This window comes from Neobacillus sp. FW104-15D2, assembly GCF_058790155.1.
In genome coordinates this window covers 113,357-130,921 of record NZ_JBYTCJ010000011.1, presented here as the reverse complement: position 1 = coordinate 130,921, position 17,565 = coordinate 113,357, and the positions used below count along the sequence as shown (strand labels likewise).

16 protein-coding genes are annotated in these 17,565 nt (G+C 37.8%); 6 read left to right on the top strand and 10 right to left on the bottom strand.

The window, feature by feature from the left end:
- Nucleotides 1–180: 180 nt before the first annotated feature.
- The 3 genes from AC3WR0_RS11155 to AC3WR0_RS11145 all read right to left on the bottom strand — a co-directional run bounded on the left by AC3WR0_RS11155 (nt 181) and on the right by AC3WR0_RS11145 (nt 2,820).
- A complete protein-coding gene (locus AC3WR0_RS11155) occupies nt 181–1,356 on the bottom strand; it encodes an MGDG synthase family glycosyltransferase (protein ID WP_492552379.1) in 1,176 nt (391 codons plus the stop codon).
- A 151-nt stretch (nt 1,357–1,507) separates the two neighbouring features.
- Nucleotides 1,508–2,107, bottom strand: a complete 600-nt coding sequence (locus tag AC3WR0_RS11150; protein WP_492552378.1) for a DedA family protein — start codon at nt 2,105–2,107, stop codon at nt 1,508–1,510.
- The gene (locus AC3WR0_RS11145) at nt 2,104–2,820 is read right to left on the bottom strand and encodes a polysaccharide deacetylase family protein (protein WP_492552377.1); all 717 of its coding nucleotides are present in this window, start codon (nt 2,818–2,820) and stop codon (nt 2,104–2,106) included. The genes AC3WR0_RS11150 and AC3WR0_RS11145 overlap by 4 nt, the downstream gene beginning before the upstream one ends.
- Before the next feature lie 467 nt (nt 2,821–3,287).
- Here AC3WR0_RS11145 and treP point away from each other — a divergent pair, with 467 nt between their 5' ends.
- The 3 genes from treP (at nt 3,288) to treR (ending at nt 7,188) form a co-directional block, all read left to right on the top strand.
- Entirely contained in the window at nt 3,288–4,703 is a 1,416-nt protein-coding gene (gene treP / locus AC3WR0_RS11140; protein ID WP_492552376.1) for a PTS system trehalose-specific EIIBC component, read from the top strand.
- 88 nt (nt 4,704–4,791) lie between these two features.
- Nucleotides 4,792–6,450 carry an alpha,alpha-phosphotrehalase gene (gene treC, locus AC3WR0_RS11135; protein ID WP_492552375.1) on the top strand — a complete coding sequence of 553 codons (1,659 nt, stop codon included), beginning with the start codon at nt 4,792–4,794 and terminating at the stop codon, nt 6,448–6,450.
- Between the two features lie 18 nt (nt 6,451–6,468).
- Complete coding sequence (gene treR, locus AC3WR0_RS11130; protein WP_492552374.1) at nt 6,469–7,188, top strand: trehalose operon repressor; 720 nt, start codon at nt 6,469–6,471, stop codon at nt 7,186–7,188.
- Between the two features lie 46 nt (nt 7,189–7,234).
- On the opposite strand, the gene AC3WR0_RS11125 is transcribed toward treR, so the two are convergent.
- Nucleotides 7,235–7,519 (bottom strand): spore coat protein, encoded by a 285-nt coding sequence (locus AC3WR0_RS11125; RefSeq protein WP_492552373.1) that lies wholly within the window; start codon nt 7,517–7,519, stop codon nt 7,235–7,237.
- Between the two features lie 224 nt (nt 7,520–7,743).
- Between AC3WR0_RS11125 and cypC the strand changes: the two genes are divergently transcribed.
- Nucleotides 7,744–8,994, top strand: a complete 1,251-nt coding sequence (cypC, locus tag AC3WR0_RS11120; RefSeq protein ID WP_492552397.1) for a CYP152 family fatty-acid peroxygenase CypC — start codon at nt 7,744–7,746, stop codon at nt 8,992–8,994.
- Between the two features lie 185 nt (nt 8,995–9,179).
- Here cypC and AC3WR0_RS11115 read toward each other — a convergent pair whose 3' ends face one another.
- The 3 genes from AC3WR0_RS11115 to AC3WR0_RS11105 all read right to left on the bottom strand — a co-directional run bounded on the left by AC3WR0_RS11115 (nt 9,180) and on the right by AC3WR0_RS11105 (nt 11,646).
- Complete coding sequence (locus tag AC3WR0_RS11115) at nt 9,180–10,055, bottom strand: GNAT family N-acetyltransferase (RefSeq protein WP_492552372.1); 876 nt, start codon at nt 10,053–10,055, stop codon at nt 9,180–9,182.
- A gap of 208 nt (nt 10,056–10,263) precedes the next feature.
- The gene (locus tag AC3WR0_RS11110) at nt 10,264–10,590 is read right to left on the bottom strand and encodes a hypothetical protein (RefSeq protein WP_027323683.1); all 327 of its coding nucleotides are present in this window, start codon (nt 10,588–10,590) and stop codon (nt 10,264–10,266) included.
- A gap of 111 nt (nt 10,591–10,701) precedes the next feature.
- Nucleotides 10,702–11,646: a Gfo/Idh/MocA family protein gene (locus tag AC3WR0_RS11105; protein WP_492552371.1), complete on the bottom strand. Its 945-nt coding sequence runs from the start codon at nt 11,644–11,646 to the stop codon at nt 10,702–10,704.
- 147 nt (nt 11,647–11,793) lie between these two features.
- Between AC3WR0_RS11105 and pepF the strand changes: the two genes are divergently transcribed.
- Nucleotides 11,794–13,608, top strand: coding sequence for an oligoendopeptidase F (gene pepF, locus AC3WR0_RS11100; RefSeq protein ID WP_492552370.1), 1,815 nt, complete (start codon nt 11,794–11,796; stop codon nt 13,606–13,608).
- 154 nt (nt 13,609–13,762) lie between these two features.
- Nucleotides 13,763–14,839 carry a Gfo/Idh/MocA family protein gene (locus AC3WR0_RS11095; protein ID WP_492552369.1) on the top strand — a complete coding sequence of 359 codons (1,077 nt, stop codon included), beginning with the start codon at nt 13,763–13,765 and terminating at the stop codon, nt 14,837–14,839.
- Nucleotides 14,840–14,883: 44 nt separating this feature from the next.
- On the opposite strand, the gene AC3WR0_RS11090 is transcribed toward AC3WR0_RS11095, so the two are convergent.
- From AC3WR0_RS11090 to AC3WR0_RS11080, 3 genes are read right to left on the bottom strand one after another with little or no spacing between them, the layout of a single operon-like run.
- Nucleotides 14,884–15,879, bottom strand: a complete 996-nt coding sequence (locus AC3WR0_RS11090; protein ID WP_492552368.1) for an ABC transporter substrate-binding protein — start codon at nt 15,877–15,879, stop codon at nt 14,884–14,886.
- Between the two features lie 18 nt (nt 15,880–15,897).
- Nucleotides 15,898–16,653: an ABC transporter permease gene (locus AC3WR0_RS11085; RefSeq protein ID WP_492552367.1), complete on the bottom strand. Its 756-nt coding sequence runs from the start codon at nt 16,651–16,653 to the stop codon at nt 15,898–15,900.
- On the bottom strand, nt 16,637–17,425 hold the full coding sequence (locus tag AC3WR0_RS11080; RefSeq protein ID WP_492552366.1) for an ABC transporter ATP-binding protein: 789 nt from the start codon (nt 17,423–17,425) through the stop codon (nt 16,637–16,639). The genes AC3WR0_RS11085 and AC3WR0_RS11080 overlap by 17 nt, the downstream gene beginning before the upstream one ends.
- Nucleotides 17,426–17,565: the final 140 nt, after the last annotated feature.

Genomic DNA, 17,565 nt, shown 5'->3' with positions numbered 1-17,565 from the left:
TCCTAACTTTCTTTTACTCAAACCATTCTACTGCTCAAAATAGAAGAAAAGAAAGTTTTTATATAAGATTAATTTAAATTTAAGTGATCTTTAATTTTCCTCTTGAATAAAGGGGAGCAATAGCAAAAAGCCAAAAATAAAGGCTGCACACCGGGCAGCCTTAAATCTGGTTTTAAAAATTTATGCTTTTGCTAAAACAATCCTACGCTTTGAATCCGTTAGCAGCGAAGAGACATTTTGTGTTTCTTTCTCTAGAATCCAATTTATTATTTCAGCAATGCTTTTAGTTTCATCAATTTCGATTTCGTTAAGGTATGATTTGATCGACTTCCTCCAAAGTTGCATCTCTTTCGGATTTTTCAATATGCTTAACAATTGTTTCTCAAAGGGCAGACCTTTATCCAATTCAAATACAAGCCCTTTATTTTTCAAATATTTTAGGTTTATTTTTTCCTGTCCAGGAAGGACAGAATGAATAAATATTGGGAGTCTTTTTTTCAGAACCTCACTTATGGTTACGCCACCAGGTTTTGTGATAATCGCATCTGCCTTTTCATACAGCTTGTTCATTTCTATTCTGGAAGAAATGTAAGGTAAGGGCTTAATATGATCAAGTCTCCATGACAAGATTTCCTGGTACATTTTTTTGTTTTTTCCACAAAGAACAATAAAGTCAGATTGGGAAGCATCCTTTAAGTCTTCAACGAGGTTCATTATGCTCCCAAGTCCGTTATTCCCACCGGAAATTAAAATTTTCGGTTTATACTTTTGCAGCTTTAGCTTTTCTTTTTTAGTGATTTCTTCATGAACTGGTATGCCAGTTACAATCATTTTCTGCCTTGGAACTTTATATTTCCTTAAAAGTTCCTCTTTTACTTCCTGGCTTGGAAGGAAATGAACATCAATTCCTTCTCTTCCCCAAAAACTATTCATAAAGAAATCTGTATAGGCATTTATTATGGGGATATTACATTTCCCCATTGTTTTTAAATGGCTAAGAATATATGATGGGAACCCATGTGTACATATAATTAGGTCAGGCTTTTTCTCCGTTAATAGCTGTTCCATTTTCCGAAGAAAAAAGTGATGATACCATTTAAATGTATATTCCTTAGAGGAAGGTAAGTAAAAAAACTTTTTATAGGCTAAATTATAGGTATTTGGTGCATATCGAATCCATTTCAAATATCCACTGCTAATAAATTTCTCTAAAGGTTCATTGCTGTAACTCAATATATCAATCTTTTCAAGAACAATATCATCCATATCTTTTTTTAAAGTATCCATTAATGCTTCGGCAACTTGATGATGTCCCGAACGGATTTGCATAAGTGGTAAAAAGAGGATTTTCTTCATTATTCCTTCCCCCTTCCTCATATTTTTAGTACCTTGCTCTCTTTTCAATTTATCACCAAATTTATAATTTACACTTGTTTTAATCGAATTCTAATGAAACTGTAAGAGGAAATTTAATTTCCAATAATGAATGTGCCCATTTTTTACAATATTAGGAGGACTGCCTGCCTCTTCTTTTTTTAATATACTTACTTACTGCAAAGATTAAAAAAGCCAGTAAAAATGCCATTCCTAAATAGGGTACATATTTGGGGTTAATGTGAAAGATACTTCCAAGAAAATATCCTGCCAGGATATAAGGTATTGTCCATAGAAGAGCGCCTAACACAGAAAGAGTCAAAAACCTGGTAAACGGGATTTTGGCAAGCCCGGCAAAGTAAGGACTTATTTGTCGCAAACCTGGCAAGTAAAACCCTATAAGAATCATTTTTAGTCCAGTTTTTGAGTACTTATCTTTCATTTTCTCCAGACGTTCCTTAGTAATTCCTATATATTTTCCATACTTGTTTATAAAGGGATACCCTACATATTTTCCAAGAAAATAAGCTGTAAGCATGCCCATTAATGCCCCTAATACAGAACATAAAAGAGACATCATAATAGACAGCTTATTTTGGATCATTAAAACTCCTATTAAGAAAAGCAATGACTCTTCGGGTGCCGGAATGCCAACAATACCAAAGAATAAAAATAAGAAAATAATGAAATACCCGTAAATCTGTATGTAGTTTAATAATGAATTAATGCTCATTTCTGCTCCTGCAAATTAAGATCTTTTAAAGTAATAAATTGATTTTTGTTCTTCTGGCATTCCTTTAGAAAAACTTCAAGTTTTTTCATCATAAACGCTGGTGCTTCTTCATCCGCTCCCATCGTTGTTCCGCAATCATGTAAAAGCAAAATCGAGTTTTCCCTCGGTGAAGCACGCAGATTATCTAATAAAGACTTTTTACAGTTTTGAACTTTCCAATCGCCAAAGATATTGGACCACATGACAATTTGATATTTTCTGCTTAACAGGAGTGTAAATATATTAAAGTGTCCCCAAGGTGGGCGGTAAAAGTGAACAGTTTGATGCGAATACTTTTCTATAACTTTTTCTGTCTTTATTAATTGCTTTCTTAGGTGCAAAGGTGAAAGCACCCAGCTTGAAATATGTTTATAGTGATGAATTCCAATGGTATGCCCTTCTTTGCTCATTCTCTCAATAATTTCAGGGTATTTCTCTACTTTGCTTCCTACTACAAAAAAAGAGGCTTTTACACCATACTTTTTTAAGAGGTCCAACAATTCCGGTGTATATTTAGGATTGGGGCCATCATCAAAGGTTAAAGCTATTCCAGCTGCATTGGTATTTTTTATAATTCCAAGCTTAAAATTACGAATGATTAGAGTTGGAAGAATAGAATATAGACAAAAAAATATTGTCAGGATGACTAAGCAAGTAATAAAAAAATAAACCACTATCATTTCAGTCCTTTATAGTATGTCTTTATAGTAATTATATTCTAAACCTATTTTCGCCTATACCTTGAATCTCTGCAAATTGGATATATCGGCTATTATTTCCACAGTCTTCTTACTCTCTCCTCTTGCATACCAATGTCTCCCTAAAAACCTTCTAAAAAGATTTAATACTCCCAGTGCTTTAGGGCATCGTACCTCACTAGAATAATTTTCTATTTATTAATCCAAATTTTTTACTTGATAATCTTGTATATACAAGATATGATATGAAACATAGCTTGTATATACATGTAAAAAATGAAAGCGGTATTATATGAATTGCCCGGGGGTATAAAGCAGTTGAAATTTTTCTTTTTTTGTAAATGAAACCCCTTTCGGTACATGTATCTCTCTTTCATATTTAATGGAATGAGGCTGACCCCATTTTTGGGAGCTTTGATTCCCTATTATAGGAGGTTTTAAGAATGGATTTACGGCAACAGGCAGGAGAAATCCTAGAAGCAGTCGGCGGTAAAGATAATATTGCAGCCGCAACACATTGTGTTACACGTTTGCGTTTTGCCCTCGTAGACGAAGCAAAAGTAAACAAAGATGAACTAGAAAAAATTGAGGCTGTCAAAGGCTCCTTTTCGAGCAATGGTCAATTCCAAGTTGTTATAGGCCAGGGAACAGTAGATAAAGTCTACAATGAATTAGCCGATATCGCTGGAATTCATCATGCAACGAAAGACGATGTAAAAGCTGCATCTGCAGAAAAGCTAAACCCACTGCAGCGTGCGATTAAAACACTTGCTGATATCTTTATCCCGATACTTCCGGCAATCGTTACAGCCGGTTTACTAATGGGTGTAAATAACATTTTGGCCAATCCTGGAATTTTCTATAAACAGGCATTTATCGAGGTTCATCCCGCATGGGCAGACCTTGCCAATATGATTAACATTATTGCAAACACAGCATTTGTCTTCCTTCCAGGTTTGATTGGATGGTCCGCTGTTAAAAAATTTGGCGGAAATCCTCTGCTTGGTATTGTTTTAGGTTTAATGCTTGTTCACCCAGATCTTTTAAATGCATGGGGTTACGGGGAAGCATTAAAAGCGCATAAGGTACCTCACTGGAATCTTTTTGGGCTAAGCATTCAAAAAATAGGTTATCAGGGACAAGTTCTCCCAGTATTATTCGCATCTTATGTACTAGCAAAAATAGAAGTGTTTTTACGCAAAAAAATTCCGGATGCATTCCAGCTATTATTGGTTGCACCAATTGCTCTTTTAGTTACAGGTTTTGCATCTTTCATTGTCATTGGACCTATCACATTCGCTATTGGAAATGCATTAACAACCGGTTTAGTTTCAATCTTTGATCATTTCCCTGCACTGGGTGGAATTATTTATGGCGGACTTTATGGTTTATTGGTTGTCACCGGTATGCACCATACTTTCCTTGCTGTTGATATCCAGCTTATCGGAAGCACAGGAAGCACGTTCCTATGGCCTATGCTTGCCCTGTCAAACATTGCCCAAGGCTCTGCAGCACTTGCAATAATGTTCGCTACAAAAGACGAAAAATTAAAAGGACTTTCTTTTACTTCTGCAATTTCTGCATGGCTTGGTATTACAGAACCAGCCATGTTCGGGGTAAACCTGCGCTATCGTTTCCCATTTATTTCGGCTCTTGTAGGATCTGCAATTGGCGGATTACTTCTTACAATCAATCATGTTCGTGCAACATCGATAGGTGTAGGCGGTATTCCTGGATTCCTATCTATTTTTCCAAATAAATGGCCAGTATTCTTTCTTGGTATGGCAGTAGTTCTTGTTGTACCTTTCGTTGCAACTTACCTAATAGCATTACGCAGAAGAAAAAATAACAGCCTGTAAGATTGACGAATAAACAAGACTTTAGCAACCAGGCACTCATACTGGTTGCTATTGTTCTTCGATAAACTAAAAAGGTGGTTACAGTTATATGGAACAACCATGGTGGAAAAAATCAGTTGTTTATCAAATCTATCCAAAAAGCTTTCATGATACAACCGGCAATGGTGTAGGTGATATTCAGGGAATCGTTGAAAAGCTTGATTATTTGAAAACTCTTGGTACAGACATAATTTGGTTAACCCCTGTTTATGAATCTCCACAGCGGGATAATGGATATGACATTAGTGATTATTATAAAATTTATGAACCATATGGATCGATGGAAGATTTTGAACTTCTATTAAAAGAAGCCCATGAACGTGGAATAAAAATTCTTATGGATATTGTTGTTAACCATACATCTACTGAGCACGCATGGTTTAAGAATGCAAAAACATCTAAGGACAGTCCATACCGTGACTATTATGTATGGAGAGACAGCCCAACTAATTGGGAGTCAAAATTTGGCGGTTCTGCTTGGGAGTTTAACGAAGAAACAAACGAGTATTATCTCCATTTGTTTGATGTAACACAGGCCGACTTAAACTGGGAAAACTCTGCAATGCGCCAGGATATTTATAAAATGATGAAATACTGGCTTGATAAAGGTGTTGATGGATTCCGCCTGGATGTCATCAACCTTATTTCAAAAGATCAAAGCTTCCCGGATGATACTCCACCAGGGGATGGCCGCCGTTTTTATACTGATGGCCCTAAGATTCATAAATATTTAAATGAAATGAACAGAGAAGTTTTTTCAAAATATCGCATGATGACAGTTGGGGAAATGTCCTCTACTACAATTGATAACTGTATTAAGTATACAAATCCAGAACGCCAAGAACTTGATATGACTTTTAATTTCCATCATTTAAAGGTCGATTATCCAAATGGAGATAAATGGACGAAGGCAGACTTTGACTTTCTTGCTTTAAAACAAATACTCTCCCAATGGCAAGCAGAAATGCATAAAGGCGGAGGCTGGAACGCCCTTTTCTGGTGTAATCATGACCAGCCCAGAGCTATTTCACGTTTTGGCGATGATGGTAAATATCGTGTAGAATCTGGTAAAATGCTAGGAACGGCCATGCATTTTCTTCAGGGAACCCCTTATATTTATCAGGGAGAAGAAATAGGAATGACCAATCCTAATTTTAGCGATATAGATGAATACCGCGATGTTGAATCTCTCAATATGTATCAAATATTGCTTGGCAGAGGCTTATCTAAGGAAGAAGTAATCGACATTTTAAAGCAAAAATCCCGTGATAATTCGCGTACACCCATGCAATGGAACAGCAGCATTAATGGCGGATTCACAAAAGGAACACCATGGATTGAAGCTGCATCTAACTATAAGGACATAAACGCAGAACAGGCACTAAAAGATAAAAACTCCATTTTCTATCATTACAAGGAGCTTATCCGTCTGCGTAAAGAGCTTGATATTATTACTGAAGGAGATTACCAGCTTCTTCTACCTGATCATAAACAGCTTTTCACTTATCTTCGCAGCTGGCAGGATGAGAAACTGCTGGTTGTTAACAATTTTTATGGAACAGAAACAGAGTTCGTGTTACCATCTGAATTAGGACTCGAGGAATTTAATAGCAGTGTTCTGTTATCGAACTATAATGATACTTCTCAATCATTTAAGAAATTGAAATTACGCCCTTTTGAGTCCGTCGTGTTTCATTTAAAGAAATAGTTCCAAATCGGATGTGATTTGATGAATAAATTTATGCTTATATACAATCAGATGGTTGACAAAATTGAGACGGGGGAATACCCCCCTTCTACCCTCCTTCCTTCTGAAAACGAATTGAAGGACTCTTTTCAAACATCCCGAGAAACAATTCGGAAAGCGTTAAATCTGTTATCTCAAAATGGTTATATTCAAAAAATACGCGGCAAGGGCTCCGTTGTTATTGATATAACAAAGATGAATCTCCCTGTCTCGGGACTTGTAAGTTTCAAGGAACTTGCAGAAAAAATGGGCAGAGAACCTATAACAACTGTTCATGAACTTTCCCTTATTCATCCAGATCGTGAACTTACTTCCCATTTAAATCCTCATGCTAAGGATCTCATTTGGAAGGTGGTTCGCACTCGGGAAATTGGGGGAGAGAAAGTTATTCTTGATAAAGACTATCTTTTAAAAAGTGCTGTTCCCACTTTGACAAAAGAGGTATGCGAGGATTCTATTTATTCGTATATTGAGAATAAGCTTGGCTTACAAATAAGCTTTGCAAAAAAGGAAATTTTAATTGAGGAACCCACTGAGGAAGATCATTCCTTTCTGGACATAGATGGCTTTCACAATGTGGTTGTCATACGAAGCCAGGTATTTCTGGAGGATGCCTCCCTTTTTCAATACACAGAATCCCGTCACCGCCCAGATAAATTCCGCTTCGTTGATTTCGCTAGAAGACGGCCGACTGTATAAGAACCCACCATTAAATGGCGGGTTCTTTTGTTCTTTTATTGGATCTTCAGTCCATATGATGGGCTTTTTTGGCGTTTTGAAGATCAATTGTGAGTAATTGTTCCAAATTATAAGACGGGTATAATCCCATTTTCAGCATGTAAGTAAAGATTCTTTCGTGGCCTTGTATGCCTCTTAGCAAATGATTTGTCAGGCCCCATCGCAGTTCAGGTGTAGCCGTTTCATTAATGGCAATTGCATAATTTCTTATAGAGGTTTTTAGGAGGGCAAGCAGTTCATTCATTTCAAGTGTTTCAGGCCAAGCTAAATTTCTACGTTCGCCACAATTCATTAAAGCGCCTCCACTCTTTTTTTATCACACCCATCATATTATTTTAATTAAAATTGGTTATTTGTCCGCTTTTCACTTCAATATGCTCCCTCTTTTTAAAGGGTATTCTAGGGATTTACCATTGTTTCTTTCATATCTGGTTTTTATTTTATTAATAAAGGCTAATATGATAAAAGCAATTAATATAGTCCAAGTGGGTTTTAAAAGGAGATTAAAAAATGGCAATGAATGAACGAATACCTCATGATGAAAGTCTTGATAATAGTCTTGCTTTAATGCAGGAAGGGTATCTTTTTATTAAAAATCGTACAGATAAGTACCAATCTAATTTATTTGAAGCCCGTTTACTTGGCCAAAAGGTTATCTGTATGACAGGAAAAGAAGCTGCAAAATTGTTTTATGATGAAGAGTTATTTCAGCGCAAAGGTGCCGCACCTAAAAGGGTGCAAAAAACCTTATTTGGAGTCGATGCCATACAAACAAAAGATGGTGATGTACATAAATCCAGAAAGCTTTTGTTTATGTCCTTAATGACTCCACCTCACCAAAAACGCCTCGCTGAGCTTGCGATGGAACAATGGAAGGCAAAAAGCATTCAATGGGAGGGCATGGAAAATGTTGTCCTTTTTGAAGAGGCAAAAGAGATATTATGCCGAATTGCATGCCATTGGGCGGGTGTTCCTTTAGAGGAATCCGAAGTAAAAGAACGGGCAGAGGAATTCCATGATATGGTTGATGCTTTTGGAGCAATTGGGCCAAGGCATTGGAAAGGAAGACGGGCTCGAACAAAAACTGAGGATTGGATTATAGGAGTCATTGAAGATGTACGAAATGGTGAACTTCAGGCTGAGGATGGGTCCGCTCTCCATAAAATGGCTTTTTACAAGGAACCGGATGGAAGCCAATTGGATAGCAAAATGGCAGCTGTAGAACTAATTAACGTATTAAGACCAATTGTAGCTATAGCTACATTTATAACCTTTTCTGCTCTTGCTCTTCATAACTATCCTGAATACAAAGGAAAACTCCAAACGGACGGGAATGAATTTAAAGAGATGTTTTCACAAGAGGTCCGCAGATTCTATCCATTTGGTCCCTTTGTTGGAGCAAGGGCAAGAAAAGACTTTGAATGGCATAACGCAGAATTTAAACAAGGTATGCTAGTTTTGCTGGATATGTACGGAACCAACCATGATTCCCGGCTGTGGGATAACCCGAATCTTTTCCAGCCGGAGAGGTTTAAAGACAAGGAAGAAAATTTATATGATTTTATTCCCCAGGGAGGCGGTGACCCGGCCAAAGGCCATCGCTGCCCAGGTGAAGGTATTGTCGTAGAATTAATGAAAACAAGCCTGGATTTTCTAGTGAACTATATTGAGTTTGAAGTTCCAAATCAGGATTTAACCTTTAGTCTAGCCAAAATGCCAACCCGTCCAGAGAGCGGATTTATCATGACAAATATTAAAAGAAAATAGAGACATGTCATTAAATTGAATCAAAAAAAGATAAAGATTGATTAGATAATGTGTTATCAAATCTGATCAAAGAGAGATGGATTTTGTTAAGAAAAGGAGTTTATCAAAATCCATAAAGGAAAGGTTTCCCTTTATTAAGTACCTCCTCCACCATTTAAAACCTGCAAATAATTTGCAGGTTCTTCTTATGCTTGCGAAGTAATAGGATGCTTAAAAAATGGAGGTAAAGATATACCAGCATTATTTTTAACGAACAAAATATTATCGCATTCATATCTTTCTTTTATAATAGGCAATTCCAGTATTGGAGGCGTAAAGTGGAAAACCACTTTACTTGTATTTTCAGCTGCCAATTGTTTTACGATGTTTTCTATGTCGGGATTGATTGTTTCGGTGATTAAATCATAAAGGTGCAGAACCTCATTTTTCTGCTGGCATACAGCGATGACATTATCTTTTTCCAAAAAATAAAAATCCCCTGTAAAAACCTTTAAAGCATAAAACATAAGAAGTTCCTGAGTATCAGATGTGTCAAAAGAAGCTGATAATTTTTTTCTTCCGGCTGCAAAGTTATATATAAACTCTTTGTCCTTATCAATATTAAGCCATCTAATATTTGCTTGTTCCTTGTGAACCCCTTGAAACTCGATTGAAAATAACGTTTCATCGAACTGATAAAAGTCAAATTTGGGGTAGTAATCGAGAACTGATTGATTGGCAAATAGATAGAATAATGGACAGTCTTTATACTCCTCCATGACCTTTTCCATGAGGATTCGCGAATAACCATGGCCACGGAAAGCTATCTCTGTCATAACGGTACCGATCTGCAAAGCGGGAATTTTCAAACCGTCTATGATCAGGTTCACCTTATTTACAGATACATTTGCGACGATTTCTTCCCCGTCCCTAAGAGAATAAGGAACATATTTGTCCGTCCAATATCCTAGGCGGTACCAATCCTCAAAGTTAATTCCAAAAGTTTTTTCAGCCAGTTCATTAAAACTCTTTCGTAAAATATTATTATTTTTATAATCTTTTATAAAAGTTATATTAGCCATCATGTCTTCTCCCTTGTCTCCATAGCCTTATAGAGTTTAACTGTAAGACTTTGAAAATACTTAACTTCATCGAGCGATTAAGGGTTATCTTCTTAGAATCTCTTACTGTCCTAAGCAGTAAAAGCTGTTGTCAATTCATAAACAAACATTAAAATAAAAAGCAGCCTCCTACCCCTTCCTTGGGTTTAGAAAGCTGCCGCTCATTACATTATTTAATTTTTTTCAGCACTTCATGAATATCCTTTTGGGACAATTCCTTTGCCTGCTGAAAATTTCGAACCCCCATACTTGACCAATGATCATAAAGTCTTGCCAAGTCATTTCGGTCGTAAACTTTATTAGAGAATTCTTTGAAAAAATAGAATAAAAGTACATTAACGATGTTAGACGGCAGCTGGCGCCTATTTGAAAGCGACCTGAGCGCTAGTAAGTCAAGACCCCGGGTGTTTCCATTGGTTAAGGCTTTTAACATTTCTTCAGGTGTAGCTGTCTGACAAAATTCATTAAATTCATTTTCATTTAAGTCCATAATCATAGAACAAATCTCCTGATTTAATAACTTTCTATCCTTTTATACACCTAAATAGCCATTCTCTAAACCTAAACTACTATATTTTTAGCTGCAATTACGATTTTTCTTACTCAATTAGTTTTCCCTTAATTTCTCCAATACTATCTGAGCATCATAACCTGCCTTAAAATCAATAAGATTTGCCTGTTTACCTTTAATCGCTTTCACCAGTTCATCAATAAGTGATCCAGTTAACATGTCATTTTTTTCTAAAGCTATTATTGGCTCTCCGATCTTTCCTCCTTCAAGCTCTGACCAATTCAAAAGAGAAAGAGTACCTTCGGTTCCGTAAACGGTAAAAGCAATTTCTTCTTTACCTGCAATTTGACTAAGGCCATCCATTAATATTGGTGTCCCTTCCTCAGTTTCAAGCTGAGCGATAACACCGACTTCGCAGGCTTGCGGATCATCTGGATACGCCAGGAAATGATTTAGGACATTAATAGGACCGAAAATTCTTTGCATTTGCTGTATAAAATGTACGCCTACTTCAAGAACATAACCCCCCTGTTCTCTTCCGGCCACCCATTCGTTCTGCTGCCAGGCCCGTGGCCATTGTGGGAAACGAAGTCTTAATTCAACTCTTCGGAGCTTTCCTATGTATCCACTTTCTATTAAAGAAGCAAAAGTGTTACAGCCGGACTCATAATTTAGTGGGAAGTTCATTGCCTGAATGATGCCCTTCTCCCTGGCATGCAGATATAAACTTTCTGCTTCCTCTAGTGAATTCGCCAATGGTTTTTCACAAAGTACATGAATACCTTTTTCTATAACAGCTGTAACAGCTTGAAAATGATATTTTGGAGGTACTGCTACATAAACAAGATCAACTGCTACTTCGTCCAGCATTTTTTCATAATCGCTAAAAGCACGTGCATTTTCAAGTTCTCTAGCTGTTTTTATTGCGAGTTCCTCTATTCGGTCGCAAACTGCTGTTATCTCAATTTCCGGATGATTGTTAAATCCTTTTATAAGACGTTGACCGATTGCACCTAATCCAATTATGGCTGTTCTAATCATTTTTTTACCCCTCTTTACTTTTAATCATGAATTCTTTTAATAATAACAGAATATTTTCTATTAAAACCTATTTATTCGTTGACTTAATTTTCTAATAATATAATATTATACTTAGATTTACGAAATAATACTAGGGGGAAAATCAACATGAAAAAAACGATTGAAAAACGGCTTGTCCGCTCTGAAGTTCCAGTACAAAAGACTTGGGATCTTGATGCTTTATTTGTTTCTGACCAGGCGTGGGAAAATGAATTAAAAGTTATTGATTCAGAAATTGCGATATTTGACCAATTTAAAGGTAACCTGAATAATGGGGCATCTACTTTGCTCGAATGTTTAAGTGCTCAAGAGAAGCTATCAATGAAGCTTATTAAAGCTTTTACTTTTGCAAGTTTACGTCAGTCAGCGGATGGAACTGATCCTATTAATCAGGCAAATTCAGCGAAAATTTCTTCACTTAGAACAAAATTAAGTGCTGCTCTATCATTTATTGATTCAGAAATCCTATCCCTGCCGGAAGGTACACTAAAAAAATACATAGAAGAAGAACCAGAGTTAAAACCTTTTGAAAACAGACTAGTTGAACTGCTGGATACGAGAAAACATAAACTTTCTCCAGAAACTGAAGAGGCACTTGCTGCTCTGGGAGAAGTCCAGGCTGCTCCATATAAAATTTATGAAATGGGAAAATTAGCAGACATGCAGTTCTCTCCTATTCAGGATGAGGAAGGAAATGAACTTCCTGTTTCTTTCGCGCTTTTTGAAAACCGTTATGAGTTTTCCGCTGAAACAGATGTTAGAAGAAAAGCATATGACTCTTTTGTTAATTCATTAAAGCAATACAAAAATACTTTTGCAGCAGCCTATTCAACAGAAGTAGCTAAGCAGACAGCACTATCGAAGCTGAGAAAATATGAATCTGTTACGGATATGCTGCTTGAGCCTCAGCAGGTTACAAAAGAAATGTATAATAATCAGCTGGATATTATTTTCAAGGAACTTGCCCCTCATATGCGCCGGTTTGCCCAGTTGAAGAAGGAACTGCTAGGTCTTGATAAAATGCTTTACTGTGATTTAAAAGCACCAATTGAACCTGATTTCAATCCAGAGACCTCTTACGATCAGGCAAAGGACGTTATCCTGGAATCCCTCAAGGTTATGGGTCCTGAGTATAGCGAGATAATGGAAAAAGCTTTTGCTGAACGATGGATTGATACAGCTGATAATGTTGGAAAGTCAACAGGTGCTTTCTGTTCAAGCCCATATGGTGCACACCCATATATCCTAGTTACATGGCAGGATAATATGCGCAGTGCTTTTACACTTGCCCATGAGCTTGGTCATGCCGGACATTTCTATCTTGCTAATAAGAACCAGCGAATTATGAATACAAGGCCATCAACCTATTTTGTCGAAGCTCCTTCTACCATGAATGAATTATTGTTGGGTCAATATTTAATGGAGAGCACAAATGATAAGCAAATGAAGCGCTGGATCATTTTACAGCTTCTAGGAACATATTATCACAATTTTGTTACTCATTTACTCGAAGGAGAATATCAGCGCAGAGTTTACAACCTTGCAGAAAATGGTACTGCACTTACTGCGAAAACTCTCTCAGAAGTAACCGGGGCAGTTCTATCCGAATTCTGGGGTGATACTGTTGAAATTGATGAAGGTGCAGCACTTACCTGGATGCGCCAGCCACACTATTATATGGGACTTTATCCTTACACTTACTCGGCAGGTCTTACTGCATCTACAGCAGTGGCCCAAAAGATTCAGGAAGAAGGCCAGCCAGTTGTTGAAAGATGGCTTGAGGTTCTCCGTGCCGGCGGTACAATGAAGCCGCTTGATCTGCTTCGCCATGCTGGTATTGATATGTCCACTCCTGAACCAATTCGAAATGCAGTAGCTTATGTGGGTTCGCTTGTTGACGAATTAGTCCGTTCGTATGAATAAATGCTTGCTAAGGAATAAGTATCTGTCTATCTAAAAAGTATGCTATTTATAAAGGGACCGGGTGATATCCCGGCCCCTTTCATTAGCTAATCAGAATTTATATTTATAAAATCTGAACGACGTATTCAAGTTTTTCTAAGAAGGAGCTGTTTTTATGAAGAAATTTAGAGTGGGTATTATTGGAACAGGATTCGGAGCACGTGTTCATGCTCCCATGTTTAAAAATCATGAGGGATTTGAACCAGTTGCGATTGCCAGTGTATCCAGGGGAAATATTGAGGAAGCCAGGGAGACTAGCGGTATCGAGAACGTATATACTGACTGGCGCCTAATGCTGGAAAAAGAAGAACTGGACCTTCTTGTAGTTGCATCCGCAGTACATTTGCACCATGAAATGACAGAGGCTGCATATCAAAAAGGTGTCCATGTACTTTGTGAAAAGCCAATGGCATTTGATACTGCCGAGGTTGAAGAAATGGTGAAAGCGAAAGAAAGGTCTGGAAATATGGGATTGATCAATCATGAGTTCCGTTTCCTTCCAGCAAGATTAAAGGTGAAAGAAGTTTTGGATAGCGGAAAGCTTGGTAATATTCTGCATGTCAGATATCTTTGCTCATTTGCCAGCTTGAACGCCCTTACTTCCAGAGCACGCGGATGGCTGGGACAGGCAGAAAAAGGCGGAGGAATGCTTGGGGCTATAGGTTCTCATATGACAGATTCCCTGCAATGGTGGATGGGAAGCCAATACAGTGAAGTGTTTGCCAATCTTCCTATTCATGTTCCTGTTCAAACAGACTCAGAAGGCAATACAGAACACCGTACAGCAGATGATGGGTTTCAGGTAATCGGGACACTAGGAAACGGCACTACCGTTACCATGGAGCTTATATCGGCTGCCCGGAAAACAGCCAATGATTGGCGTCTTGAGATTTTCGGTACAAATGGGACACTTTTGATGCTGGATGATAAGGAAGTATTTTTATCAGAAGGTGATGAACCACTAGAGAAGGAAGAGCTTTTAAAAGATTTGAATGCTCCTGAAAGTATGCCAGCGGTCGCGGCACGATACTATAATGCCTTTAACCGAATGCTCGATGCTTTATACGAATCCCTTGACAGAGGACAAAAGCATCCCTACCTCGCTGATTTTGATTCAGGAAAGAACACACAGCAGGTTTTGGACGCTATCAGGCTCTCATCCAAGGAAGGAAGAAAAATTAACTTAGGATAAAATAAAACGGGTGTCAGGATTTTTTCCTGACACCCTTAGCTTTATTAGTTAATAAATTCTTTATCAATAAGATTTTTAAAGTTTGGTTTGTTTTTTAAGAACTTTAATTCATAGGAAGAATCTGAGAAATCCTGGATTGCCTGGTTATCTACCTTATAAGTAAATCCAATCCGATCCCACGCACGGTCAACAACAGACTTGGAAAGCTTTTGTCCAGTTGTCTTTTTAATATCATTAATCGTAATCTTTTTTGCTTCTTCCGGATTCTTATTGATGAAACTTACTGCATCCTTGTGAGCATCAATAATTTCCTGAACCAGCTTTGGATTATCTTTAATTTCTTTTCCTGTTGTAACTAGAACGGAAGCTGGAAGTGTTTCTCCGAATGCAACTTTATCCCATCCAATTACAACATTAGCGTCTGTTTGCTCTTCAATTACCGCTGCCCATGGTTCCGGTGCGACGGCAATATCAATTTTACCGGCTTTTAGCATATTAGCATATTGCGCAGGGTTACCTGTTAAGTGCTTCATAGTACCGCCGATACGTTTTGAGGTTACACCGGCTTTCTCAAGGTATGTTTCATACTGAACATCATGTGTACAGCCGACACCAGGAGTTATAAATGTTTTTCCTGAAAAATCCTTAGGTGATTTAATTCCACTGTTCTTGCTAGCCAAAACAACAGTTCCGCCTGTTGATGCACCTGCGATGATTTTAACATCGGCACCAGTAGAAAAATTATTCATAGCTGGTCCAGGGCCAACAAGACCTGCGTCAATATCGCCGGTTTTAAGGGCAGTCATGAAGGATCCGCCTTCTGCAAATGTTTTATATTCGACCTTTGTTCCGTCGCCAAGACGCTTTTCAAAATATCCTTTGTCTTTCGCAACCATTGCCGGAACATGGTTGATGTTTGGAAAATATCCAATAACAATTTTCTTTGGTTCCGAAGATGCTTTCTCGCCAGTACTGCCACAGCCGCCAAGCACGCCGGAAAGAGCTAACAATCCTGCTAATAATAAACCTTTTTTCTTCATTTCAATACCCCCGTATTTTTATGATTCCAGTCCCCAGCGATGAAGGACAGATTTTTCAATTCGCTGAAAAATTAGCTGATCTACTATAGAGCCAATAACCCCAATAATTATCATTACTGCAATAACTAATGACATATCGCCGAAATCTGATGCATAGCGAAGTGTATAGCCAAGTCCTGGTCCTGTGCTTAACAATTCTCCGGCCATAAGAGCACGCCAGGCAAATGCCCAGGCAAGTCTGGCACCTGTTACCACATAAGGGATTGAGGCAGGCAAACTAACCCTCCAAAACAAGTCCATACCAGAGGCGCCCATTGTTCTTGCTGCTTTTATAAATAAAGGAGCCACGTTTTTAATTCCTGTTCTCATATTGAGAGTCATTACAAAAGTTCCTCCAAGAATGACAACGAAAATAACGGAAACTTCGTTCATACCAAACCACATAATGGCCAGCGGAAGCCAGACAATGCTTGGAACGGATTGTAATGCCAATATTAATGAGCCCAGGGTTTCATCTGCTGTTTTTGATTTTGCTAACAGAATTCCAATTGCCGAGCCAATGATAATCGAAATTCCCAATCCTAGAAAAAGTCTTTTAAAACTTGCAACAAGGTCATATATAAGAGTTTTATCTTTAATACCGGTAACCAATGCTTTAAATACCTGGGCAGGCGACGGAAGAATGGTCGGAAGCCATAGATTCAAATGTGAGCCTATTGCCCATAAAACGATAAGTACCGCAAAGAATATAAGTCGTTTAATGGTTGGTTTCATCTGCCAGTTCCTCTCTTACCACTTTGTCGATTTCCTTCTTGAGATAGCTCATTATGTACTCCTCGATTTCGTACATCTCTTTTTTGTACTCATCACGGGGCCTTGGCAGGTCAATTTTTATATCCTGTAATATTGTTCCCGGCTTAGTACCCATTACAATAACCCGGTCTGAAAGTTTAATAGATTCAGAGATACTATGGGTGACAAACAGGATGGTTTTTTGTGTCTCAAGCCAGATATTCTCCAATTGTGTATGGAGGCGGGAGCGGGTTTGTTCATCAAGCGCTCCAAACGGTTCATCCATTAACAGAATCTCCGGGTCCATTGCCAGTGCTCTTGCTATCGCCACTCTTTGCTGCATGCCTCCTGACAGCTCATGAGGATAATGAGATAAGTAGTTTCCAAGCTGAACCATTTTTAAATATTGTTTCGCATGTTCTTTTGCATCTGCTTTTGTCATTTCCTTTTTTAAAGGAAATGTTACATTTTCAGTCACATTAAGCCATGGAAAGAGCGCGGCTTGCTGGAATACCATTCCCCGGTCTTTGCCAGGCTTTTCGACTTTTCTGTTTTCTACAAGTACATCACCGCTTGTTGCACCTGTTAAGCCTGCCACAATAGAAAGCAGGGTTGATTTTCCGCACCCGGATGGTCCAAGAATAGAAACAAACTGACCCTTTTCAATTTTCAGGTTAATATCACTTAATATATCTACTGGTTGTTTTTCTTTATTTAAATACTGCTTATTTATATTATTGATCTCGATAAACACCTGAAACCACCTATTCTCATTAATCATATTATTTTACTCGGAATATAGGAATATTATAAATTATTCGATTCCATTGTCAAGTGGAACTATTCTAAATAAAAGCACAAAAAAGCTGATTCATAGGATCACCAATGAATCAG